This window comes from Bacillus sp. FSL K6-0993, from assembly GCF_037977205.1.
Classification (GTDB): domain Bacteria; phylum Bacillota; class Bacilli; order Bacillales; family Bacillaceae; genus Bacillus; species Bacillus subtilis.
Map to the genome: position 1 here is coordinate 3,649,594 of NZ_CP150275.1, position 23,292 is coordinate 3,672,885.

Here is a 23,292-nt window from a genome sequence, read left to right on the forward strand (position 1 = left end):
TTCCTGATGGCAGCCCGTTGTTTTGCTCCGCAACCGGAAGCATGGCATGGAGGCCAGTCTGAGGCGCCGTCCTCTACGATACCGAGAACCCGACTATTGCCATTTACTCCGTATCATGGACGGTCACTTCGCTGATCGCCACCGTTCCTCTTAACGAGTGAAGAATTCCGGCCTTCATTGAATGAATCCCCGCTTGTGTCGATATCAACTGTTTTTTCGCACTCCCGTGGCTTCCGACACTTTCTTCGGTCCAGTACATTCCGTCATCAAAACCCCTTTGTTTGATTTCTCCAAATGATGTTATAAAACTTTACAACTTATGTCATTATTATATAGAAGAGGCCTATTAATTCAAAGAATATTTAAAAAATTTAGTTACCTTGACCAAATCAGTTTCTTTTTTTGTTATATTTATTCACATCAGAAAAAGCGAACAAAAAAAGACAAGAAACATTTCGTTTCCTGCCTCTTCCGTACGATTAATCTTTATCTGAAAATTTATCCTTGGCTTTCCCGATACCCTTTTGGATTTCGCCTTTCGCCTTATCTTTTTTGCCTTCAGCCTGCATGTCCGTTCTGTCAGCCATATCTCCGACTTTATCCTTCACTTCTCCTTTGGCTTTATTGAAGCCGCCCTTCATTTTGTCTTTTACACTATCGTTACCCATGTTAATTCTCCCCTCTCAATTATGTGTGTACTTGTTACCTTCCCGATCTGAGAGGCAATAAACATTCTAATGTTATTTATCGATTTCGTAGCGCTCTCCGTAACGGAGCACCTTGTATATCGCCAACCCGTCTGATGACTTTTTCTCCGAATATCGGACCGGCAGCAGGGCAAAAAACACATAATACGTAGAAAAATAGACAAACTGATAGAAAAACACATTCGGCTTTAATACACTGTGTAAAATCAGCAGATTGATTGCAAAAATCGTGATGAGGTTAAACAAGCAGCCCCCTGCATACACGAGTGCATGTGAGAATCGATTGTCAATTTTCAACTCCCCGTACCGGCAAAAAGAATCGATAAAATAAATCGTTCTGAACCGTATGGGTCCAATTTTAAGCAGCGTTTTTCCCATGCCTATATCCAACGATCCTTTTCCGCCAAAAATAAAAGCCATAAAGCTGTGCCCTGAAACATGTATAATCTGTACAAGCGGCAGAACAATGAGGAAAGACCACAGAAACTTCACCATATCATTAAAACCAAACATTGAATTCCCCCTCACGTGCAGATCTGCATCCCAAAACGGCTTTTGTTCAAAAAACAGTGCTGTACCGATTTTTCCTGTTCTCTCCGGAAATAAACGTTCCGATGCTCCCCTTTTTTTGCATAAAAAAAAACCATCTGCCAGCAGATGGTTTTGTCTCATACTTCATATAAGCAATCGTTCCTTTGAATCATCTCTCTCATGCTGACCGCTTTTTCATAAAAATACACCGCTTCTTTATATTGTTCGCGATGACTGAAATAGGAGGCAGCATCTAAAGCAAATTCTTCAATATATACATACAGGCCCTTTTCTTCCATATAATTAAATACTTCTTGAATCATATCCAAATTGACAGATTCCACATATAATGCCTGCAGAAATTTGTATTTTGCCAGACTGAAGAAGTCGTTTCGTTTTTGGGCAATGGCAATCCCTTTTTCATAGTACCGCATCGCGGCTTCGCTATCTTGTTTTTTGAAAAGAACGCGAGTCAGGCTGAAGAGCGCTTTTGGAAGCTGTTCCAGCTGATAATCCTCGAAGACAGGAAGCGCTTTTTCAAAGTATTCGGCGGCCTGATCCAGCTTCCCCTTGTCATCATAGCAATTCCCAATATTATAAAGGGCTGATCCGATCAAGCGGGGCTGTCCTTCCAATAAAGCAAGACGATACGCGTCATCTAAATGTTCAAGCGCTTTTTCATAATTTCTGTAGTCAATGTAGTTTCCTGATATGACGAAATGGCATTGAATTCTTCTGACTCTGTAAAAATCATTAGCCTTATACGTCTCCAGCGCCTGTACGGCATGGTTCATGGAAAAGTGCGTCTGCTTCATAATATAAAAGACTTCCGCCACTTTAAAATGAAATTCCGCTCTTTCAATTTCATCTTCTACAAACGCAAGCATCTTCTCAGCTTTCCGATAAAAGGATATAGCCGAGATGTAATTGTTCTGTTCAAATTCGTACATTCCTCTAAACAAGTGAAAATAATACTCAGATAATCCGGAGATGCTGTCCTGATTGCTTTCCAGCGTTTTGATCAATTCACGATATTGAAGCTGAGATTCCTCGTGCAGGTCAGGCTTTACATAATCCAGCATAATTTGGTGACGGTAGCTGATCAGCTGATAATACAGGAGAAGCAGCTGATCCTCTTCCATCTGTTCGATATCTAGATCAATTTCTTCTTTCAGCTTTACGGCATCAGCCACTTGAAATGCTAAAATGTGCTTATACCACTTATTGATTTTCACTCCTACTTGAGATGACGGGATCTCGTACGCGGCCATGCCCCTCCAACCCTTTCTATTTTCTAATTGGTTATATTTTATCATAATGTATGGCTTTGGAATTAAATTTTCTTACAATGATTCCTTCTTTATGCCTATCCTTATATATTTCGGTTTTTATACGTATTTTTTGCACTCGGATTCTAATAAAAAAAGCTTATCGGACAGTGCCGATAAGCTTTTGACTTCAAATTAACCGCCAATATAAGACATTTCCACTTTCTTTTTGCCAGATGCTTTTGATAGCGTACGATCGACTGAATACTGATCGATCCGATTTTTCCATACTGTCCCGATCATTTCTGATAGTTCGTCATCACTTAATTCCTGGCGAACCGGAGCTCTGAGGTCAAATCCGCTTGAAGCGAATAAGCAGGTAAACAGCTCTCCTCTCGCAGAAAGACGGGCTCTGTTGCAAGATCCGCAGAACGCATCAGATACAGATGATATGACGCCGATTTCTCCGGAGCCGTCCAAGTAGCGGAATCTGGAAGCCACTTCGCCTATATAATTAGGCGCTATCGGCTCAACCGGCATGTGTTCATTGATCAAATCTATGATTTCCGCCTTTGTCATGACGTCTTTCTTTTCCCATTGGTTGGTGTTGCCTACGTCCATAAATTCTATGAATCTCAGGATATGCCCTTTTTCTTTAAAATAACGGGCCATAGGCAGTATATCTTTTTCATTGACGCCCTTTTGAACGACCATATTGATTTTAACACCGAGCCCCGCTTGCTTCGCCGCTTCAATGCCTTCCAGCACCTTGCTGACAGAAACACCGCGCCCGTTTATCTTCTTAAAACGCTCGTCTTCTAAAGAATCAAGGCTGATCGTAACCCTTTTCAGCCCAGCCTCCTTGAGCCTCTTTGCATAAACAGGCAGCAGTGATCCGTTTGTCGTCATCGCGATGTCACGAATACCCGGTATGCGGGCCAGTTTTTTGATTAACTCCGGCATATCCTTTCTCATGAGGGGCTCTCCGCCGGTCAGGCGGATTTTTTCAACGCCAAATCTTGTGACAAACAATGTCGCAAGCCGTTCCAGCTCCTCAAATGAAAGCAGCTCCTCTTTCTTTAAAAAAGGATAATCCGGACCGAATAATTCGGCGGGCATACAGTACGTGCATCGGAAGTTGCAGCGGTCTGTAACAGAAATGCGAAGGTCTCTCAGCGGTCTGTTTCTTTTATCCAACATCTGACGCGACTCTGTAATCATAGCTACAGCCCCTTCCTATCCCCTGATTCTCTCAGGGTGTGTATATACATTAAATGATCCGTTTCTGACAAATCCAATCGCTGTGATATTCAATTCTTCAGCCATTTGAACCGCAAGCTCCGTCGGGGCCGATTTGGAAATGACAATCGACACGCCGATTTTGGCCGCTTTTAACAGGACCTCTGATGAGATTCTGCCGCTGAACACAATCAGTTTGTCACGTACGGACATCCCGTTTAGAAGGCAGTGTCCGTATAGTTTATCAAGTGCGTTGTGCCGACCGATATCTGTGCGCATCAACAGAAGCTTCTCTGTGTCGCAAAGCGCCGCATTATGGACGCCTCCCGTATCCTGAAACGTCCCGCTCCCTTGCTGCATGTCTTTCATAAGCGCCAAACATGCCTCAGGCGATATCTTGATTTGGCTGACAGCCGTCTTGGCTGTTTTGACATCCTGCTGAAAATAAAAATGACGGCCCTTTCCGCAACATGAGCCGATCACCCGTTTCGTATAATCCTTTTGATCCAATGTCTCAGGGTGAACGAGGTCGACATATACAAAACCGAGACTTTCATCTATTGTAAACCTTTTAATTTCTTTTTGAAATCGTATAACACCCTCTGATGCGAGAAATCCGATGACAAGCTCTTCGATATGCTCAGGCGTACAAACGAGCGTCACAAATTCACTGCCATTCAGTATCACTGTCAAAGGGAATTCCGTCACCATCCGGTCTTCTACTTTGCTTATTTCCCCTTGTTCATAGCGCCATACATCCCTGACCGCAGTTACTTTATCGTTCAATGTCTCTTCCCCTCCGCAATGTTCCTGCCTTTATATTTTTTCACACTCCTCGGATTTTGTCGAATTCTGAGACACAAAAAGAGCCCTCTATATAAAGGGCTTTCACAGGATGTGATGACGGCGGTGTTTAGGCAGGGCGCCTAAGCATTTAGCCGCCGTTCCTTTTATAACACGTGAGCACCAATGTGCATTGACAACGAACGCGGGGTTTGTCGACACGCTGAGACACCTCTGTATAAAGGACTCTATGTTTGATTATGCTGATTCTTTTTCAGAACCGTAAACAGCACAATAGCTGCGATCAAGGTGAGAATGCTGACAAAAAAGAAGGCTGCCAGTTTTAGAAGAACACCAAGCAATATGAATGCAACGGTGGCTATAAGAAAAATCATTCCGAATAATTTCATATGTTCAACCCCTTTTTAGGGTATCATTCCCGCCCAAACTGTTTTTAAACCAATAAAAAAAGGCGCCTGGGGGAGCGCCTGATCTTTAGGTTCCTTACTCAGTAAATTTTTGTGCTTCTTTTTCCCAAGCCTGTTCGAACTCATCCGCACTGTTCGCTGAAATATATTCTCCGCCGCCAGCGACAGCTGCTTGTTTCATCTCTTCATTACCCTTGACATCAAAGTTGAAGCCAATGATGTTTACAATCGTATCCACATTTGATGCACGGAGCTTTTCGATTTCTGCCGCAGGGTCTCCGCCGCACGTTTCTTCACCGTCAGTGATTAAATACACCACGTTTTTCCCGTCTGCGTCAAATGCTTCAAATTCTTTTCTTGTGTCTGCAAGTGCTTTGGCAATCGGTGTCCATCCAGTCGGCTTGAGCTCACTCAATGAATTGTCAAACAGAGACTCTTCATATGGATGAAGGCCGTAAATGGTTTCCGTCGTACTGCACGAAAGGGCTTTACCGGACAGTTTATTATTCCCTGCATGCCCGAAAACGCGAAGCATAAGATTTGTATCCTTCGGAAGAAGTTCGGCAAAAGATTTTACTGATTTTTTGGCAATGTCTATTTTGCGCTCTCCTCCTGTTTTTTGAACCATGCTTCCGCTTCCGTCAAACAAAACAGCTACATTTGTATCAGCCTGTTTCTCAGCGGCAAAAGACGGGGAGGCAATGGAAACAGTCAACAATCCAATGATACCGGCAGCCAGCAACTTTTTCATATGATTACTTCCTTTCTTTTTCATATTTTCCAACTATATGTTGGATTCTTCTTTATGCTAGAATACGAAAATGCAAAAAGATATAGGACATGCTGCCTTTTGTGCTGCTTTCACGATCTGTCCAAAATCGCTTGAAATGCCGTTCATTTTTAGCCATTTCCACCCAGAAAGCATAAACAGATTGTGTGATCATTCATTCTTTTTTCGCCTTGATTATGACAGAAAAACGGAAATCTGCTACTATGCTACAGGCAGACAGCTAATTAGTTTTGAAGTTTTTGTTACATACAAAAAGAGGCTGACCATCACCAGCCTCTTTTTTCTTATTTAGATAACATTAGTGATTGCTGAGTGAAAATTTTCTCAACATCTTTTTGGGTATAAGCCGGGAAGTATTCACCGCCGCCTACTTTCGCAATTGCGTTCAGCTGGCCTTTGTATCCCTCTTTATAATCAAAGCCGATCACATTAACAGTGATATTGTCTTTTTGCAGTTCCTTTGCTGTTTTAATCGGGTTTCCTCCGCACGTTTCCTCACCGTCTGTCAACAGATACACCACTTTTTCCCCTTTTGCATCAAGCTGGTCAAAAGAAGATTTCGCCTCGTTCAGCGCTTTGGCAATTGGCGTCCAGCCAGTCGGCCCAATTGTATTGAGAGAATTGAGGAAGCTTTGCTCGTTAAAGCTTTGGAAGCCGTATACGTTGCGAATGGCTTCACATGACTGAACTTTTCCGGAATTTTTATTGTTTCCTTCAGAGCCAAACACGCTCATTTTCACCTGAGTTCCTTCTGGCAGTGAGCTCGCAAACTTTGAAATTTCTTTTTTGGCTGAATTAAATTTAGATACACCGTCTATTCTTTTCGCCATACTTCCGCTGGCATCAAGCAAGACCGCCACGTTCGCCGGCGCTTTAGCCTCCGTTTCTGTCTTTTCAGCTGCAAAAGCAGGTGAAGTTAATCCAAAAAGCAATCCTGTCATCATGATCAGTGAAAATCTTTTCTTCATGTTCGTACCCCTTTACCAATTTGTTTCTGCGTGCAGATGTTCAACGCTGAACATAATCTATCGTAATCAACAAAAACCGAGAAATAAATAGGGCGGGCTTCCCCATTGCTGTTGTTTACTTTTGCATAGAAACCTATATTTTTATTAGTGATTTCCACCTAACGCCCCTATGAAAAGAGAAGATTGTCCGCCTTTCGGCTTTCGTTATATGAGTCTGTCGAAGTCTGTCGACAAATGTGGATGACTTTACCACAATCTCAAAGCCTGAAATCAGGAAAAAAGGACTGATCCTTAAAGACGGTCAGAAGCTCCTCTAAACCGTTTCAGCTGCTCTTAGATTAAAAGATATTCAGGAACAGAAAAAGACGCCCAATGAGCGTCTTTTTCTACTTTTTCGCCATATATTTATTCAAAAACGCATCTGCCTCAGAAATTTGTGTGCCTTGGTAATAGTACTTTACAATGTCATCAACCGTTTTGCCTTCTTTGGCCATAAAATTCGCTCCGTATTGGCTCATCCCCACACCGTGGCCAAATCCTCTCGTCGTGACTGTAATTGTGTCTCCATTCCGCTTCCATTCAAAATCGGCGGAGTTGAGACCCAGCTTTTCACGTATGTCTCTTCCTTTCAGCGTCTTGCCGTTAATGACGGCAGTTGCGACCTGGTGGCCCGGTGTCTCGCCGGTAATCTTCCCTACTGCGCTAGATCCATCCAGCTTGACGCCAAGCTTTTGCTGAAATTCTGCCGCTGTAAAGGTTTTCGTTGCCATATATTTCGGAGACTTTTTATCCCAAGGGCTTTTGACGCTTTTTAAATATGGGATAGCACTTGTCCAATAAGCTTCTGCATTCTCTGTGTAGCCGTTGCTTGTGGAGAAAAAGGAGGCTTCAATCGGCTGGTTGTTGTACGTTAAGATTTTGCCTTGCGTACTGGCTACCGCAGCTGTGATTTTCTTCAGTTTTGTCTCATAGCTTGTGCCCCACTGTTTTTTCAGCTCCGCTTTGTTTTTATACACCTGGAACATCTGTGTATCATCCACCAATGAGCCTTTAGGAGCCTCAACCGCTGAATTCGATACCATCAGTCTGACAATAAATGTTCTGGCGGCGAGGGCCTGGGCTTTCAGTGCTTCAGATTCAAAGGTTGCCGGCATTTCGGAGGCGACGACTCCAATCACATACTCTTCAAGCGGAATGTCTTCTACGGATTGATTTGCGGTTCGATAGACGGGAATAGAAACAGGTGATGCTTTCAATGTTTCTGCTCCTTTCGATGCTGGTTTCGTGCTGACTGCTGTCTTTTCTGATTCTACGCTGGCCCCCGCTTCCTTATTATGCTGGAATGGTATAACCAAGAGTGTGGGAACCAAGAGAATCAATGCACATAGTACGGATAGTGTGATTGCGAATTGTTTCATATTCAGCTGCCTCCTGCTCGGGATTCGACTCTAGTCTAGTCTATGGGCAGGGACAAGCTAATATGACTCTCGTTTTGGACAGAAACTTTATTTGTCATTTACGTATTCTTTTTTGCTATTTTGCGCATAATGATGATAATACACAAAAAATAAAAAACCAGTATGCCAGAGTGACATACTGATTTTCAAGTAAGTTTATGCATTTAAGTCAGAAACGACTTCTTTATTCTCTTGCTCAGAAGCAGACTCATCATTTACACGTTCGATGTCTGCGCCCAGAGCTGCAAGCTTCTGATGGAAATCAACGTAACCGCGGTCTAAGTGCTTCAATTCAGTAACACGTGTGTGACCTTCAGCCACTAACCCCGCAAGAATCAGCGCTGCACCTGCACGCAAATCAGTCGCTGCAACTTCAGCTCCCTGAAGCTGTACAGGACCGTTAATGATGACAGAACGTCCTTCAATCTTGATATCACCATTCATACGGCGGAATTCTTCCGCATGCATAAAACGGTTTTCAAAAACGGTTTCTGTAATCATGCTTGTGCCGCTTGCACGAAGCAGAAGCGCCATCATTTGTGATTGCATATCAGTCGGGAAGCCCGGGTGAGGCATTGTTTTGATGTCAATCGGTTTAAGTTCTTTCGGGCCGATGACACGCAGACCTTCACCTTCATCCTTAATCGTTACACCCATCTCTTCCATTTTTGCAATTAAAGAGGTGAGGTGTTCAGGAACCGCTCCTTTTACTAATACGTTTCCTTCAGTGATTGCAGCAGCAACCATAAATGTGCCCGCTTCAATGCGATCAGGAATAATATGGTGTTTTACGCCGTGAAGCTTTTCGACTCCTTCAATTTTGATGGTGCCGGTGCCAGCTCCGCGGATTTTTCCGCCCATGCCGTTGATATAGTTTGCTAAATCAACGATTTCGGGTTCTTTTGCCACGTTTTCCAGCGTTGTTGTTCCTTCAGCTAGAGCGGCTGCCATAATCAGGTTCTCTGTAGCTCCTACACTTGGGAAGTCCAGATAAATTTTTGCGCCTTGCAGTCGGCCTTTTACTTCAGCTTCAATGAAGCCATTACCGACTTTGATTTCTGCGCCCATTGCTTCAAAACCTTTTAAATGCTGATCAATCGGTCTGGAACCAATTGCGCATCCGCCCGGAAGTGCAACTCTTGCATGACCTGTACGCGCAAGAAGCGGCCCCATGACAAGCACAGACGCACGCATTTTACGAACATATTCAAAAGGTGCTTCAGTTTGCAAAGCGTATGAAGCATTTACAGTCACTTCATTATTTTCAAAATGCACATCTGCTCCTAAATGACGCAACACTTCGTTAATTGTATATACATCGGAGAGCGTAGGTACATCACAAATTACGCTTTTTTCTTCACTTGCTAATAAAGATGCAGCGATAACAGGTAAAACGGCATTTTTAGCGCCTTCAACTTTGACTGTGCCGTTTAACTTCTGACCGCCGCGGACGATGATTTTTTCCAAGGTATTCCCCTCCGCGTCCCTAAATTCTCTATATTAATATTCAGTCGTAACGATTGGTGTGCCAACCGTAACGGTATGTTTTCCGCCCATTCCTGCACTTCTAAGTGCAATTTGCAAATTCATTTTATGTTTCGAGGTCATAATGTACTCTTCCCACTCATCTGTAAACGCAGAAATAGAAACGAAATTTGGCTCAACTACATGTTCTACTGATCTTGCTTGAAATTCATTTAATAACTGATTTGCTTTTTTTTGCAAAACAATATTCATATTATCATCTAAGTGACCATTTAGACAAGTAAAAATAACTACTTTTTCTTGGAATATCCCAAGTGTCTCCCGTTCAAACTGTTCATATGTATCATTCCAGCTATCCGGTGTCTCTAGACTCATTTGCTCATATAATAAATACGAAGTTGGATTGTGTTTTTTGAGGGTTGTGACAAGCTGCAGTCTAAAAGAAGTACGATTTTTTTTGTCAGTATATGTGCCAATTGCCTTTATCATTTTATCTTCCCGTGCAATCACCCAATCATATTGACGATACTCTGATTTTAAACGTTGCACTTTTTGATAAAATTCTTTTTCGGTCAGTGACATGTTTTGTTTTGCATGCAATGTCCACTTATCTATTGACACATCTTGGCGTTCCATCCCCTCTGCCATTTGTGCTAACGGCGTTAATTCACTCGCATGAATGGTATGGAAAACAGCAATGACGAAGCTTAACATGACGGAAATGATAATAGCGTGGCTTACTTGTTTTTTCTTCATGTTCATCTCTCCCCCTTATCCCCAGTTTTACCGGAGGCAAGAGGCGCCATACGTAAAAATCTTCGTCAAAACTCGAGCTATTCGCTTCAACCCGCTTCTCCCAACCATTTAATGATAATAATGTTCAAAACCTATTAAAATAGATAGGGAAGCTGCTGTGAATAATTGAGATAATCTAAAAAGAAATTGGCAACGGCCGTTCCAATGGCAATTGTCAGCAAAATCATCAGGAGTCTTGCCTGCACGACTTTGCCTTTTTTGATTAACGGATCTATATTGACGGCTTGCAACGCCCACCAAGTCACTGCTATAAAAATCAGGTGAACGACAATGCCGATTGCAGCCTGCTGTCCCAATACACTCATCTATTACACTCCTTTCTCTGCGTTCATACCCTTTCTTATTATATAAGAAGCACAGATAAAGATGATACATTTTATACAGAACGGAATAATCACCCAAATCTAGGGCTAATCCCCGCTTAAAGTGCGATTCTTTTACATGGTATACTTTATTGGAAAGGAGCTGGCAAATGTGAATCATTCTTTTTTTCAGCCTGAAAAGCAATATGGTGAGGACCTGCCAATTTTTGATCAGGAATGGGAAGCAATTGCATTCTATTATGATTATAGACAGTCACAGATTGAAGAACTGAATGAATTGTGTCAGTTTTTTAACATTTCTCTTACCTATACGAGAGAAAGCCTTGAAGAGCTTGAAAACCTTTATTTTCAAAGTATACAAGAGCTTTTGCTTGCTGATTGGAATCTTCCTATTGAAGAATTCGAGAAAATGATCAGTGTTTATCTTATAGATTGCGTGATTGCCCGCCATGAAGATGCTGAATGGGTTGTAAAACCTTATCCCTATAAAGACGGCGCTTATACACTTGGCTTTAGAAGACATCGCAAATCGTGGCATACAATGAATACCTGTGATGGTTTATACCTGCGCCAAAAAGAGGATCGCCCGCTGTTGTCGCTGTTTGATTCTCTTGTGCGTTCATAAAAAAAATCCTTCTCATAAAGAGAAGGATTTTTTCTTATTTCCCTGCTACATCCAATCTGTTCAAAGCCCGCTGTAACGCAAGCTCAGCCCGACGAATGTCAGTATCATCTGATTGAGTATTCAAACGCTCCTGCGCCCGCTGGCGTGCAGCTTCAGCGCGCTCTTTATCGATGCCTTCTGCTGTCTCGGCAGCCTGGGCAAGGATGGTGACATGATCAGGACGGACTTCGACAAATCCGCCGCTGACGGCAACCATTTCAGTCTGCCCGTCTTTTTTCAGACGGACAGCGCCGATTTTAAGAGGAGCCACGGTTGGAATATGGCCTGGCAAAATACCGAGATCGCCGCTTTCGGCTCTCACACTCACCATTTCGATATCCGCATCGTATACTGGGCCGTCGGGAGTAACGATATTGACTTTAACGGTCTTCATGCTTTTACCCTCCTAGGACCAGATTAAACTTCTACACCCATTTCTTTTGCTTTCTCAACAACTTCTTCGATACGGCCTACAAGACGGAACGCATCTTCTGGAAGATGGTCGTATTTACCGGCTAAGATTTCTTTGAAGCCTTGTACCGTCTCTTTTACAGGCACGTAAGAACCTTTTTGTCCAGTGAACTGTTCAGCCACGTGGAAGTTCTGAGAAAGGAAGAACTGGATACGGCGTGCGCGGTGAACGACAAGTTTGTCTTCCTCGCCTAATTCATCCATACCGAGAATCGCAATGATATCTTGAAGCTCTTTGTAACGCTGAAGCGTTGATTGTACTTCACGTGCAACCGCATAATGCTCTTCTCCGACAATTTCAGGAGCAAGGGCGCGTGATGTAGATGCCAACGGATCAACCGCAGGGTAAATACCCATTTCAGTTAATTTACGCTCAAGGTTTGTTGTCGCATCCAAGTGAGCGAACGTTGTCGCTGGCGCCGGGTCAGTGTAGTCATCGGCAGGCACGTAGATCGCCTGGATAGATGTAACTGATCCAACGTTCGTAGACGTGATACGCTCTTGGAGCTGACCCATCTCAGTTGCAAGCGTCGGCTGATAACCAACCGCTGAAGGCATACGGCCAAGAAGGGCTGAAACCTCTGAACCCGCTTGTGTGAAACGGAAAATGTTATCGATGAAGAACAGTACGTCCTGTCCTTGTACATCACGGAAGTGCTCAGCCATTGTAAGGCCTGTCAAAGCAACACGCATACGTGCGCCCGGCGGCTCGTTCATTTGTCCGAATACCATGGCTGTTTTGTTGATTACGCCAGAGTCACTCATTTCGTAGAAAAGGTCGTTCCCTTCACGAGTACGCTCTCCTACGCCGGCGAATACAGAGATACCGCCGTGCTCTTGCGCGATGTTGTTGATTAATTCCTGGATTAATACGGTTTTACCTACACCGGCACCACCGAACAATCCGATTTTACCGCCCTTAATGTAAGGAGCAAGCAAATCAACAACTTTAATACCTGTTTCAAGAATTTCAACTTCTGTTGAAAGCTGATCGAATGAAGGCGCCTGTCTGTGAATCGGATCCTTTTTCGCATCCGCAGGAACCGGCTCATTCAAATCAATATTTTCTCCGAGAACGTTAAATACACGTCCAAGTGTTACATCACCAACCGGTACTGAGATTGGCGCTCCTGTATCTACAGCTTCCATACCGCGCTGAACACCATCCGTAGATGCCATTGCGATTGTACGGACTGTATCATCACCTAAATGAAGAGCGACCTCAAGCGTCAAATCAATACCTACTTCGTTTTCACTTGCAGCTGGCTGTGAAATTTTAATCGCATTATAAATTTCAGGCAAGTGACCGTCTTCAAAACGCACGTCGACGACCGGTCCTAATACCTGGCTAACGCGTCCTTTCTTCATCGCTATCCCTCCTGACAAAATCTTTCTATTCTAAAGCGGCTGCTCCGCCGACAATTTCCGTAATTTCTTGTGTGATGGCTGCTTGGCGAGCGCGGTTGTAAGAAAGCGAAAGTGAATCGATAAGTTCCTTCGCGTTGTCTGTCGCATTTTTCATCGCCGTCATTCTTGCAGCGTGCTCACTTGCTTTACTGTCAAGAAGCGCACCGAAGATTAAGCTTTCTGCATATTGAGGAAGCAAAACCTCCAGAACCTCCTCTTCAGATGGTTCAAATTCATAAGACGCCGTTCTTTTTCCGCCGCCGCTGCCCAAATCAGATAACGGCAGAAGTTTTTTCTCCGTTACTTCTTGAGTTATGGCGCTGACAAAATGGTTATAAACAAGGTGCAATTCATCAAACGCACCGTCTATAAACATTTGGATCGTTTGACGGGCAAGATCTTTAATTTCTGTAAACGTTACTTCATCCCCAAGTCCTGTTAACTCGGAAATGATCGGAATCTCACGTTTCTTAAAGAAATCACGGCCCACTCTTCCGATGGCAATCACCGCATACTCGTCCTTAGACTGATGACGTTCTTGCATGGCCTGATAAGCACTCCGTAAAACCGAACTGTTAAAAGCGCCGGCAAGACCGCGGTCAGACGTAATGACAAGGTATGCCGTTTTTTTCACTTCTCTGCTGAGAAGCATCGGGTGCTTCACGTTGCCGGAAACTCTTCCGACGTTTGACACAACCTCTTGGATTTTATCCATATATGGCACAAATGATTTTGCATTGTTTTCAGCACGATTCAGCTTAGCCGCAGATACCATCTGCATGGCTTTTGTAATCTGACTTGTTTTTTTCGTTGACGTGATCCTTGACTTAATATCGCGTAATGAGGCCAAAGATTTCACCACCTTTTCTCTTCATCTGCGTAAAAAGAGAGAAAAAGAGAACCTTTTTCTCTCATCAGCATTCGAGTTAGTTGCTTGGTGCAAATGTGCGTTTGAAGCCTTCGAGTGCAGCTTTGAAGTCTTCATCAGCAGGAAGGTTTCCTGTTTTCGCAATTCCGTCAAGCAGGTCTTTATGGTTTTGGTCAAGGTACATGTAGTACTCTTCTTCAAAACGTCTGATATCCGCCACAGGAATATCATCGAGATATCCTTTTGTCAGCGCATAAAGAATGGCTACTTGCTTTTCAACCGGAAGCGGCTTGTTCAGATCCTGCTTCAGCACTTCAACTGTACGCGCACCGCGGTTCAGTTTTGCCTGAGTCGCTTGGTCGAGGTCAGAACCGAATTGAGCGAATGCTTCCAGCTCACGGTATGACGCAAGGTCAAGACGCAAAGTACCTGATACTTTTTTCATCGCTTTGATTTGCGCTGAGCCGCCGACACGGGATACAGACAATCCGGCGTTGATCGCTGGACGTACGCCTGAGAAGAACAAATCAGATTGCAGGAAGATCTGTCCGTCAGTGATGGAAATGACGTTCGTCGGAATATAAGCAGAGATATCTCCGGCTTGTGTTTCTACGAACGGCAGAGCTGTAATTGATCCTGCGCCTTTCGCGTCGCTAAGCTTTGCTGCACGCTCAAGCAGACGGGAATGAAGATAGAATACATCCCCAGGGAACGCTTCACGGCCTGGCGGACGGCGAAGAAGCAAGGACAGCTCACGGTAAGCAGCCGCTTGTTTAGAAAGATCATCGTATACAACAAGAACGTGCTTGCCGCTGTACATAAATTCTTCTGCCATTGTAACCCCAGCATACGGTGCCAGGTACAGAAGCGGTGCCGGCTGTGACGCAGACGCCGTTACAACAATTGTATAATCAAGCGCGCCGTGTTTACGCAATGTTTCTACTACGCCGCGGACTGTTGATTCTTTTTGACCGATCGCAACATATACGCAGATCATGTCTTGGTCTTTTTGGTTCAGGATCGCATCGATCGCAACAGATGTTTTACCTGTTTGACGGTCACCGATGATCAGCTCACGCTGGCCGCGGCCGATTGGAATCAGTGCATCAATTGCTTTGATACCGGTTTGAAGCGGTTCATGAACGGATTTACGGTCCATAACGCCTGGTGCAGGGCTTTCAATCGGGCGAGTTTTGCTTGTAAGGATCGGGCCAAGTCCGTCTACCGGCTGGCCTAACGGATTTACAATACGGCCGATTAACTCTTCACCAACAGGAACCTCCATGATGCGGCCTGTTCTTTTTACTTCGTCTCCCTCACGGATCTCACTGAAAGGTCCTAAGATGACGATACCTACGTTTGATTCTTCAAGGTTTTGAGCCATACCCAAAACACCGTTTGAAAATTCGACAAGTTCACCGGCCATACAGTTGTCAAGGCCGTGCACACGAGCAATACCGTCACCGACTTGGATGACTGTACCTACGTCTTGAACTTCAATATCAGATTGATAATTTTGTATTTGCTGTTTTATCAGCGTGCTAATCTCTTCAGCTTTGATGCTCACTTAGGTTTCACCCCTTCTATCGATTTTCCCCGGCTAATTGACGTTCAATGCGCTGAAGCTTCCCGCTTACGCTGCCGTCATAAATCCGGTTTCCAATGCGGACTTTAATGCCGCCTATTAAATCCGTCTGCACTTCATTTCTGATTCTCAGCGAAGCGACTCCGGCTTTTTTTGCAAACACTTGTGATAATGGTAAAATTTCCGCATCCGTCAGCGGTTTCACTGAATATACGATTGCGTCTTCTGTTTGACGGGCCTCGTTTGCGAGTTTGATAAACTCATCTGTGAGCTCAGGCACAATCGCGGCACGATGGCGGTCAATCAAAAGAAAAATCGTATTAAGCACGGGCTGTGACAAAGAGCCAAATGCATTTTGAATCAGCTCTTTTTTCTTCGCAGCCGGCACCTTCGGATGGTTCAACACATCATTAAGCGCTTTTTCATTTTGAAATACTTGTTTTACAACAGTTAGCTCTTCTTCTACTTGATTCAGCTGAGCGGAATCATTGGCTATATCAAAAAGAGCTGATGCATATCGTTTAGAGACAGCTGATCCACTCATCGGCTTTCTCCTACCTCTTTAAGATAGTCCTGGATCAATTTCTCTTGAGCTTGTTCATCCAGTTCTTTTTCGATCACTTTCGACGCAATCATGACAGAAAGAGACGCTACTTGCTCACGGAGAGCAGAAACCGCCTGTTCTTTTTCCTTCACGATTTCAGTTCTTGCTGCTTCTTTCAGACGTTCAGATTCTGCACGTGCAGCCTGAATAATCTCTTCTTTTTGCTTCTCTCCCAGTTTCTTTGCGTTTTCGATAAGAGTTTGGGATTCCTGTCTTGCTTCTTTTAAAAGAACGCGCTGCTCTTCAATCAGCTGCTGCGCTTCTTTATTTTTTTCTTCAGCAGACGTAATTTCTCCAGCGATGTGGTCTTCACGCTGTTTCATTATGTTTAATAGCGGCCCTAAAGCGTATTTCTTCAGAAGCGCTAATAAGATTAACATAGCTAACAGTTGGAACAGGATATCTCCGCCGTTAAACGACAATCCTAGTTCAAGTGGTAATTGAGACATCTACTACGGCAACTCCCTTCTGCAGGTTTTTCTTTGCTGATCCAGCAGCCGCACTTGTCTCTTTTCAGCCGGCAAGGCGGGGTGCTTATCAGACATAAAGCAATGGCGAAGGTTCTCTTGGAATGATCTTCGCCATTTTTAGTTCATATAAGGCTTTTATGCTTAGCCAAAGAACGCTAAGAATGCGATAACGACAGCGATAATAGGAAGGGCTTCAACTAATGCGATACCCATGAACATAAGAGTTCTCAGTTCTTTACCTGCTTCCGGCTGACGGGCAATCCCCTCTACCGTACGTGAAACAATCAAACCGTTACCAATACCTGCACCAAGTGCGCCTAAACCAATTGCAATCGCAGCTGCTATTAAATTCATGAAAAAGTTCCTCCTTTAAAATGTTATCCGTTTGGATATAATGTTTTAATGATCATGACTGATTTTATGAGACATGTACACCATCGTCAGCATTGTAAAGATAAATGCCTGGATAGCACCAATAAATAAACTGAATGCTTGCCATGCCAGCATCGGCAGAATGGCACCGATTGTACCGACAAGACCGAGAGCCACGCTTTGCGAATAATGGCTTGTTGCTAATCCCGCAAGCAGGCCGAGAAGAATCTCACCGGCGAAGATGTTACCATACAGCCGCAAACCTAGAGTCAGCGTATTCGCAAACTCTTCGATGATTTTCATCGGGAGCATGAATGGAACAGGTCTTAAATAGTCTTTGGAATATTCCTTGAGCCCTTTCATCTTCACACCATAGTAGTGGGTTAAAGCAACAACCATCACGGCTAGCGTTAATGTAATGGCAGGATCGGCTGTCGGAGACTTCCACCAGAGCTCATGTCCGATTGTAATAGAGAACGGCAGCCCCAGCATATTCGACACAAATATGTACATCAGCAATGTGACACCAAGTGCCAAGAAGTTAGCCCCTGTTTTTAAATCCATTGTACTGCCAATAATATTGCGGACGAAATCAACAATCCATTCCATAAAGTTCTGGGCTTTTCCGGGACGGATCGAAAGCGTTCTTGTCGTCAATATAGCAATCAATAAAACAATCACACTCGCCACAGTAATCATCAGAATGTTTGTCAGATTAAAAGTAAGACCTAGAAATTCTATAGTTCTGTAACCATGATTCAAAGGGTTTTCACCTCTCTTCCATTGATGAACGTTTAAGCTGGATAAAGGAATCTATCATAATGACAGGGTATATTGTCATTAATCCAATAACTGTACTTGCCATATGAAAATATTCGGGATTTTTATAGGCAACAGCCACAGCAAGAATCGCATTGCACCACCGCGCTGCGCTCCCGAGAGATCGTATGGACTTTCCTTTCTCAACAGCTCTGTCAAAAGCATTCATTCTCCTGACGAGCAGTAAAAAATTAAACAAACTGAAAACAGTTCCCAGAATAAGGCCTAAAAAAACGGTTTTATACGCTGTTAAACCATAACCCAGTACATACACTGCCAAAATGAACAATAAATATTTGCGTTGTCTGCTAAATGTAAGCTTGGGATCGTCCATCAATTATCTGTCTCCTGATGAAAAAATAATGTATAGCTTGGATACGGCAAAAATCAGCGGTTAACCCTTAGTAGAAGACCTTTTTTGACCGGCAAAACGGGCCTGTTCGAAAAAATCATTCATCCGCAAGCCTTGCAGGGATGCTGTTTCATTCGCTTAAATAAATCCTCATAATACGGGTTTGCTGAGAGGATTTACATTGAGGATGAGGACTATAATGAAAGCTATGAAAACCTTCTCATAATACCCTCGTTTAGCATACAATAGCCCCTAACATGTGTCAATCTGTTTAAAGTTAAAAAACTTTTTATACTTTACGTCTCCACAGAATGTTCACATTTTCACCTATAATTGTATACAGATTCACCGAATAGCAAAAAACTGGATAAAAAAATGAAACCCCCTTTTGGGGATTTCATTTTTTATTTTGTTCCAAACATGCGGTCACCCGCATCTCCGAGACCTGGAACAATATAACCTTTTTCGTTTAATTTTTCATCTAACGCCGCAATGTAAATATCAACGTCCGAATGATGCTTCTGCAATTCTTCCACACCCTCCGGCGCTGCTACAAGACACATGAAACGGATATTTTTCGCACCGCGTTTTTTAAGGCTGTGAATGGCTTCAACTGCGGAACCGCCTGTAGCGAGCATCGGGTCAACCACGATGAATTCACGCTCTTCCACATCAGAAGGAAGCTTGACATAGTATTCCACGGGTTTTAAGGTTTCTGGATCACGGTAAAGGCCGACATGTCCCACTTTTGCCGCAGGAATCAGCTTTAAAATGCCGTCAACCATTCCCAATCCTGCTCTGAGGATAGGAACCACTCCGAGTTTTTTCCCTGAGATGACTTTCGATTTCGCAGCCTGAACCGGTGTATTGATATCCACCTCTTCCAGAGGAAGATCGCGGGTAATTTCAAATGCCATGAGTGTAGCCACTTCATCTACTAGCTCTCTAAAATCCTTCGTACCTGTATTTTCATTCCGTATATATGTCAGCTTGTGCTGAATTAAAGGATGATCAAATACATAAACCTTTCCCATACTGTGTTTCAGCTCCTTTTTTATTGTCCCATCAACAATTACACACTTCTATTGATTCTACAAAAAAAGACATTGAGTTTCAAGAACATCGTCAAAAAACCCGCCGGGCATAAGCCCAAGCGGGTTTTAGGATCTTAATAATCTAATTCTTTATATAAAGGAAACTTATCAGTCAGAGCAGCTACACGCTGTCTTGCTTCTTCAAGTTTTCCTTCATCTTCGTGGTTTTTCAATGCAAGCGCAATGATAGCACCGACTTCTTCTAATGCGTCTCCGTCAAAACCGCGGCTAGTTACAGCAGCTGTACCAAGACGGATGCCGCTTGTTACGAAAGGTTTTTCAGGATCATATGGAATCGCGTTTTTGTTAGACGTAATACCGATTTCATCAAGTACATGCTCCGCAACCTTACCAGTCAGTCCGAGCGAACGAAGGTCAACAAGGATAAGGTGGTTGTCTGTTCCGCCTGAAACGAGCTGGATACCCTCTTTCGTTAAGGCTTCAGCCAGACGCTTCGCATTTGAAATGACGTTTTGTGCATATGTTTTGAAATCGTCCTGCAATACTTCACCGAATGAAACAGCTTTTGCGGCAATAACGTGCATTAGCGGACCGCCTTGAATTCCAGGGAAGATCGATTTATCAATTTTCTTGCCAAACTCTTCACGGCAAAGGATCATACCGCCGCGAGGACCGCGAAGTGTTTTATGTGTTGTTGTTGTAACGAAATCAGCGTAAGGAACCGGGTTTGGATGAAGGCCTGCCGCAACAAGTCCTGCGATATGTGCCATATCCACCATGAAGTAAGCGCCGACTTCATCAGCAATTTCACGGAATTTCTTAAAGTCGATTGTACGAGGATACGCACTTGCTCCTGCTACGATAAGCTTCGGTTTATGAGCGAGGGCTTTTTCACGCACGTCATCGTAATCAATATATTGAGTTTCTTTATCTACGCCGTACTCAACAAAGTTATATTGAACACCGCTGAAGTTGACTGGGCTTCCGTGTGTTAAATGGCCGCCGTGGGAGAGGTTCATCCCAAGTACAGTATCGCCTTGCTCCAAAATCGTGAAGTACACTGCCATGTTTGCTTGTGCGCCTGAATGAGGCTGAACGTTTACATGCTCCGCTCCAAAGATTTCCTTCGCGCGGTCACGGGCGATATCTTCAACGACATCGACGTGCTCGCATCCGCCGTAGTAGCGTTTGCCCGGATATCCTTCTGCGTATTTATTTGTCAAAACAGATCCTTGTGCTTCCATAACCGCTTCACTTACAAAGTTCTCAGAAGCAATCAATTCGATCTTAGTCTGTTGGCGTTCACGCTCATTTTTAATGGCGTTAAACACTTGTTCGTCTTGCGCAGGTAAATGTTTCATCAGCGAGATCCTCTCCTATCCGTATCCTGTTCTTTGTTTTTACCATCACTATTGTACATGGTTTTTAAGCTCGATGTAAAAGATTATTTTTAAAAAATCTAAATTTTTATTGGTAAAAACGAATATTAATAACTTAAATTTAATTTAAAGTTCGGAATTTATTCCACTGTCTTAAAATAAAAGAAAAGACTGGCTATGCAGTCCTTTCATTCGCACTCATAAACCGCCCGCACTCCGCCGATTAGTTTCGGACGTGTACGCGCCAATGTCACATGAGCTGAACCGAGGCTGTTTTGAGAGACACGCACAGGGACAGCCACCGGCTTCAGATGCATGCCGATAAACGTATCGCCTATATCAATTCCGGCGTCAGCCTGAATGGTTTCAACAAGAACAGGAGACTTCATCTGCTTAAACGCATAAGACGCCATCGCGCCGCCCGCTTTTGGAACGGGCACGGCAGAAACGGTTGGAAGCCTGAACAGCTTGGCTGTTTCTTCTTCGACGACAAGCGCTCTGTTCAAATGCTCGCAGCATTGAAACGCCAGATGGATTCCCGTTTTTTCCCGAAGCTCAGCAAGTCCGCTGTAGATGCTTTCAGCGATATCTACACTGCCCGATGTTCCGATCCGGCTGCCGGCCACTTCGCTCGTGCTGCATCCAAGGACGAAGAGATGATCTTGTTTCAATTCCGCTTGGTCCTGAAACTCAGACAGCATCGTCTTCCACGTTTGTTTCAACTCATTCATTAAACAGCACCCCTACAGGTTTTTCTCTTCATAATCTGAGATTTTTCCAATACGCGTTTGGTGTCTTCCCCCGGTAAACTCAGTGGTCAGCCAGATTTTTGCGATTTCCCGAGCCAAACCAGGTCCGATCACCCGTTCACCCATCGCAAGGATGTTTGTGTCATTATGCTCCCTCGTCGCCTTCGCGCTGAAGGTATCGTGCGCCAGCGCGCAGCGAATCCCTTTTACTTTATTAGCGGAAATGCTCATGCCGATGCCTGTCCCGCAAATTAAAATGCCTCTGTCAACTTCGCCGCTAACCACTTTTTCGGCCACCGGAAAAGCATAATCCGGATAATCGACAGAGCCGCTGCCGCAGTCACAGCCCATATCAATATATTCAATTTGCAATTCGTCCATTAACTCTTTGATTTCATTTCGAATGTGAACGCCGCCATGATCCGATGCAATGGCTACTTTCATCTGCTTTTCCTCCCAGCGTGTGTGATGCGGCCCGCCCGCTTTATTGACCGCGCAGCCTGTCCGCTCTTTGATTCACACCATATGATGTGCTTTTCACTATATTCTACTCCTTCACGCAGGATTTGCAAATGACCTGTTTGCAGATTTTCTGACAACTTATCTGCGGTCTTTTTTCAGCTGTTTTGCCAGCTGACGAAGAAGCTCTTCAAGCTCATCTCGCGTTTGTTTATAGATGTCAATTGAGCCGCCGAACGGATCGATGACATCACCATGGCTGCCTGTGACATATTCTTTTAACGTAAACACTTTATCACGATAACGTCCAAATTGGCTGGCAATGATCTGTTTGTGCTGATGGGTCATAGCCAGAACCAAATCAGCGGATTCCATATGTTCTTCAGTTAATGGAGAAGACACATGATTAAGGGCAATGTGTTTTTCAAACAGCGCTTCGACTGCATGAGGCGTCGCTTTCCCATTTGGCGAAGCAAACACGCCTGCCGAGCGGACATTGACATTCAGCCCTTCCATTTCTGCAATTGATTTAAAAAGCGCCTCAGCCATTGGGCTGCGGCACGTATTTCCAGTACAGACAAAAATAATATCCATGTCAGTCACCCCTTATTTTTCTCTATTATATATGAAGAAAAAAGAAACGGCGACTTCGTTTCTTTTATTGGTATATTAAATTGGCAAAAGCAACTTTAGTCCAAACACGATTAATATGATGCCCCCGAGCGCTTCGCTGTATGTGCCAAGCCAAGACTGCACTTGTTTTCCGACCAGCAGGCCCAGCCATGTCAACATCATGCTGAACAGCCCGAACAGGGTAATTGTGAGGAGTGGATGCGAGCCGTATATCCCCAAGCTCAAGCCGACGGAAAAGCTGTCAAGGCTGACGCCGATGGCAAACAGCAATAAGCCCGGCCCTGCCGGTGACATAAATCGTTCTTCTGACTGTTTAAAAGAGGCCATAAGCATTTGAACCCCAAGAACAAAAAGCAGCGCCCCACCGATATAAACCGCTAACACGCCGAGGAGCCCTGACAGCATGTTACCGGCCGCCATCCCTGCGAGAGGCATGATGACGTGAAAGAGGCCGATGATGAAACCAATATAGAATATCTGCTTCTTTCTAAGTTTGACCATGCCCATTCCAAGGCCGACAGAAAAAGCATCCATCCCTAAAGCAAACGCCATGATGCTTAATGTAATCAGTTCGCCTATAAACAAATCCGACATACATAAATAACCCCCT

29 protein-coding genes and 1 pseudogene are annotated in these 23,292 nt (G+C 44.0%); 1 reads left to right on the forward strand and 29 read right to left on the reverse strand.

Translation table 11 applies throughout. From position 1 onward, the window contains the following. Positions 1–106: 106 nt before the first annotated feature. The 14 genes and pseudogenes from MHH79_RS18895 to MHH79_RS18960 form a co-directional block, all read right to left on the reverse strand. Positions 107–267 (reverse strand): annotated as a pseudogene (locus MHH79_RS18895) (urea ABC transporter substrate-binding protein); the annotation flags it as partial. Between the two features lie 212 nt (positions 268–479). After that, complete coding sequence (gene csbD / locus MHH79_RS18900; protein ID WP_251217766.1) at positions 480–668, reverse strand: stress response protein CsbD; 189 nt, start codon at positions 666–668, stop codon at positions 480–482. Positions 669–740: 72 nt separating this feature from the next. Beyond that, on the reverse strand, positions 741–1,220 hold the full coding sequence (locus tag MHH79_RS18905; protein WP_015483813.1) for a hypothetical protein: 480 nt from the start codon (positions 1,218–1,220) through the stop codon (positions 741–743). Between the two features lie 155 nt (positions 1,221–1,375). Continuing rightward, positions 1,376–2,509 carry a response regulator aspartate phosphatase RapB gene (gene rapB / locus MHH79_RS18910; RefSeq protein WP_251217767.1) on the reverse strand — a complete coding sequence of 378 codons (1,134 nt, stop codon included), beginning with the start codon at positions 2,507–2,509 and terminating at the stop codon, positions 1,376–1,378. Positions 2,510–2,701: 192 nt separating this feature from the next. Further along, the gene (gene moaA / locus MHH79_RS18915; RefSeq protein ID WP_015483814.1) at positions 2,702–3,727 is read right to left on the reverse strand and encodes a GTP 3',8-cyclase MoaA; all 1,026 of its coding nucleotides are present in this window, start codon (positions 3,725–3,727) and stop codon (positions 2,702–2,704) included. A gap of 15 nt (positions 3,728–3,742) precedes the next feature. Beyond that, positions 3,743–4,531, reverse strand: a complete 789-nt coding sequence (fdhD, locus tag MHH79_RS18920) for a formate dehydrogenase accessory sulfurtransferase FdhD (protein WP_047183330.1) — start codon at positions 4,529–4,531, stop codon at positions 3,743–3,745. Positions 4,532–4,776: 245 nt separating this feature from the next. Next, the gene (locus MHH79_RS18925) at positions 4,777–4,938 is read right to left on the reverse strand and encodes a hypothetical protein (RefSeq protein WP_003227706.1); all 162 of its coding nucleotides are present in this window, start codon (positions 4,936–4,938) and stop codon (positions 4,777–4,779) included. Positions 4,939–5,032: 94 nt separating this feature from the next. Next, positions 5,033–5,707 carry a VWA domain-containing protein gene (locus MHH79_RS18930; protein WP_340034814.1) on the reverse strand — a complete coding sequence of 225 codons (675 nt, stop codon included), beginning with the start codon at positions 5,705–5,707 and terminating at the stop codon, positions 5,033–5,035. A gap of 52 nt (positions 5,708–5,759) precedes the next feature. Next, the gene (locus MHH79_RS18935; RefSeq protein ID WP_015384887.1) at positions 5,760–5,900 is read right to left on the reverse strand and encodes a hypothetical protein; all 141 of its coding nucleotides are present in this window, start codon (positions 5,898–5,900) and stop codon (positions 5,760–5,762) included. A 130-nt stretch (positions 5,901–6,030) separates the two neighbouring features. Then, positions 6,031–6,714 carry a VWA domain-containing protein gene (locus MHH79_RS18940; protein WP_003227700.1) on the reverse strand — a complete coding sequence of 228 codons (684 nt, stop codon included), beginning with the start codon at positions 6,712–6,714 and terminating at the stop codon, positions 6,031–6,033. A gap of 386 nt (positions 6,715–7,100) precedes the next feature. Next, positions 7,101–8,132 carry a stage II sporulation protein D gene (spoIID, locus tag MHH79_RS18945; RefSeq protein WP_015384888.1) on the reverse strand — a complete coding sequence of 344 codons (1,032 nt, stop codon included), beginning with the start codon at positions 8,130–8,132 and terminating at the stop codon, positions 7,101–7,103. A 195-nt stretch (positions 8,133–8,327) separates the two neighbouring features. Then, a complete protein-coding gene (gene murA, locus MHH79_RS18950) occupies positions 8,328–9,638 on the reverse strand; it encodes a UDP-N-acetylglucosamine 1-carboxyvinyltransferase (protein WP_003227695.1) in 1,311 nt (436 codons plus the stop codon). 33 nt (positions 9,639–9,671) lie between these two features. Further along, positions 9,672–10,412, reverse strand: coding sequence for a YwmB family TATA-box binding protein (locus tag MHH79_RS18955; protein WP_015483817.1), 741 nt, complete (start codon positions 10,410–10,412; stop codon positions 9,672–9,674). Positions 10,413–10,546: 134 nt separating this feature from the next. Then, on the reverse strand, positions 10,547–10,777 hold the full coding sequence (locus MHH79_RS18960; RefSeq protein WP_003227691.1) for a DUF1146 family protein: 231 nt from the start codon (positions 10,775–10,777) through the stop codon (positions 10,547–10,549). 169 nt (positions 10,778–10,946) lie between these two features. Here MHH79_RS18960 and MHH79_RS18965 point away from each other — a divergent pair, with 169 nt between their 5' ends. After that, positions 10,947–11,420, forward strand: coding sequence for a hypothetical protein (locus MHH79_RS18965; RefSeq protein ID WP_015483818.1), 474 nt, complete (start codon positions 10,947–10,949; stop codon positions 11,418–11,420). 34 nt (positions 11,421–11,454) lie between these two features. On the opposite strand, the gene MHH79_RS18970 is transcribed toward MHH79_RS18965, so the two are convergent. The 15 genes from MHH79_RS18970 to MHH79_RS19040 all read right to left on the reverse strand — a co-directional run bounded on the left by MHH79_RS18970 (position 11,455) and on the right by MHH79_RS19040 (position 23,276). Continuing rightward, a complete protein-coding gene (locus MHH79_RS18970) occupies positions 11,455–11,853 on the reverse strand; it encodes a F0F1 ATP synthase subunit epsilon (RefSeq protein ID WP_015483819.1) in 399 nt (132 codons plus the stop codon). A gap of 23 nt (positions 11,854–11,876) precedes the next feature. Continuing rightward, the gene (gene atpD / locus MHH79_RS18975) at positions 11,877–13,298 is read right to left on the reverse strand and encodes a F0F1 ATP synthase subunit beta (RefSeq protein WP_003227686.1); all 1,422 of its coding nucleotides are present in this window, start codon (positions 13,296–13,298) and stop codon (positions 11,877–11,879) included. Positions 13,299–13,323: 25 nt separating this feature from the next. Continuing rightward, positions 13,324–14,187 (reverse strand): ATP synthase F1 subunit gamma, encoded by an 864-nt coding sequence (atpG, locus tag MHH79_RS18980; RefSeq protein ID WP_003244388.1) that lies wholly within the window; start codon positions 14,185–14,187, stop codon positions 13,324–13,326. 76 nt (positions 14,188–14,263) lie between these two features. Then, positions 14,264–15,772: a F0F1 ATP synthase subunit alpha gene (gene atpA / locus MHH79_RS18985; RefSeq protein ID WP_015384895.1), complete on the reverse strand. Its 1,509-nt coding sequence runs from the start codon at positions 15,770–15,772 to the stop codon at positions 14,264–14,266. Positions 15,773–15,788: 16 nt separating this feature from the next. Beyond that, positions 15,789–16,334, reverse strand: a complete 546-nt coding sequence (locus tag MHH79_RS18990; RefSeq protein WP_251217768.1) for a F0F1 ATP synthase subunit delta — start codon at positions 16,332–16,334, stop codon at positions 15,789–15,791. Further along, the gene (gene atpF, locus MHH79_RS18995; protein WP_003244051.1) at positions 16,331–16,843 is read right to left on the reverse strand and encodes a F0F1 ATP synthase subunit B; all 513 of its coding nucleotides are present in this window, start codon (positions 16,841–16,843) and stop codon (positions 16,331–16,333) included. Before atpF ends, MHH79_RS18990 begins: the two co-directional genes overlap by 4 nt. Positions 16,844–17,005: 162 nt before the next feature. Further along, positions 17,006–17,218: a F0F1 ATP synthase subunit C gene (gene atpE / locus MHH79_RS19000; RefSeq protein ID WP_003151167.1), complete on the reverse strand. Its 213-nt coding sequence runs from the start codon at positions 17,216–17,218 to the stop codon at positions 17,006–17,008. Between the two features lie 45 nt (positions 17,219–17,263). Next, positions 17,264–17,998, reverse strand: coding sequence for a F0F1 ATP synthase subunit A (atpB, locus tag MHH79_RS19005; protein ID WP_003242621.1), 735 nt, complete (start codon positions 17,996–17,998; stop codon positions 17,264–17,266). Positions 17,999–18,005: 7 nt separating this feature from the next. Further along, positions 18,006–18,389, reverse strand: coding sequence for an ATP synthase subunit I (atpI, locus tag MHH79_RS19010; RefSeq protein WP_003243159.1), 384 nt, complete (start codon positions 18,387–18,389; stop codon positions 18,006–18,008). A gap of 422 nt (positions 18,390–18,811) precedes the next feature. Continuing rightward, complete coding sequence (gene upp, locus MHH79_RS19015; protein ID WP_003227670.1) at positions 18,812–19,441, reverse strand: uracil phosphoribosyltransferase; 630 nt, start codon at positions 19,439–19,441, stop codon at positions 18,812–18,814. Between the two features lie 134 nt (positions 19,442–19,575). Beyond that, on the reverse strand, positions 19,576–20,823 hold the full coding sequence (glyA, locus tag MHH79_RS19020; protein WP_003227669.1) for a serine hydroxymethyltransferase: 1,248 nt from the start codon (positions 20,821–20,823) through the stop codon (positions 19,576–19,578). Between the two features lie 206 nt (positions 20,824–21,029). Next, entirely contained in the window at positions 21,030–21,572 is a 543-nt protein-coding gene (locus MHH79_RS19025; RefSeq protein WP_063334808.1) for a TIGR01440 family protein, read from the reverse strand. 12 nt (positions 21,573–21,584) lie between these two features. Next, the gene (rpiB, locus tag MHH79_RS19030; RefSeq protein WP_003221910.1) at positions 21,585–22,034 is read right to left on the reverse strand and encodes a ribose 5-phosphate isomerase B; all 450 of its coding nucleotides are present in this window, start codon (positions 22,032–22,034) and stop codon (positions 21,585–21,587) included. 156 nt (positions 22,035–22,190) lie between these two features. Continuing rightward, the gene (prpB, locus tag MHH79_RS19035) at positions 22,191–22,643 is read right to left on the reverse strand and encodes a protein arginine phosphatase PrpB (RefSeq protein ID WP_015384897.1); all 453 of its coding nucleotides are present in this window, start codon (positions 22,641–22,643) and stop codon (positions 22,191–22,193) included. A 75-nt stretch (positions 22,644–22,718) separates the two neighbouring features. After that, complete coding sequence (locus MHH79_RS19040) at positions 22,719–23,276, reverse strand: manganese efflux pump MntP family protein (RefSeq protein WP_003227661.1); 558 nt, start codon at positions 23,274–23,276, stop codon at positions 22,719–22,721. Between the last annotated feature and the right edge of the window lie 16 nt (positions 23,277–23,292).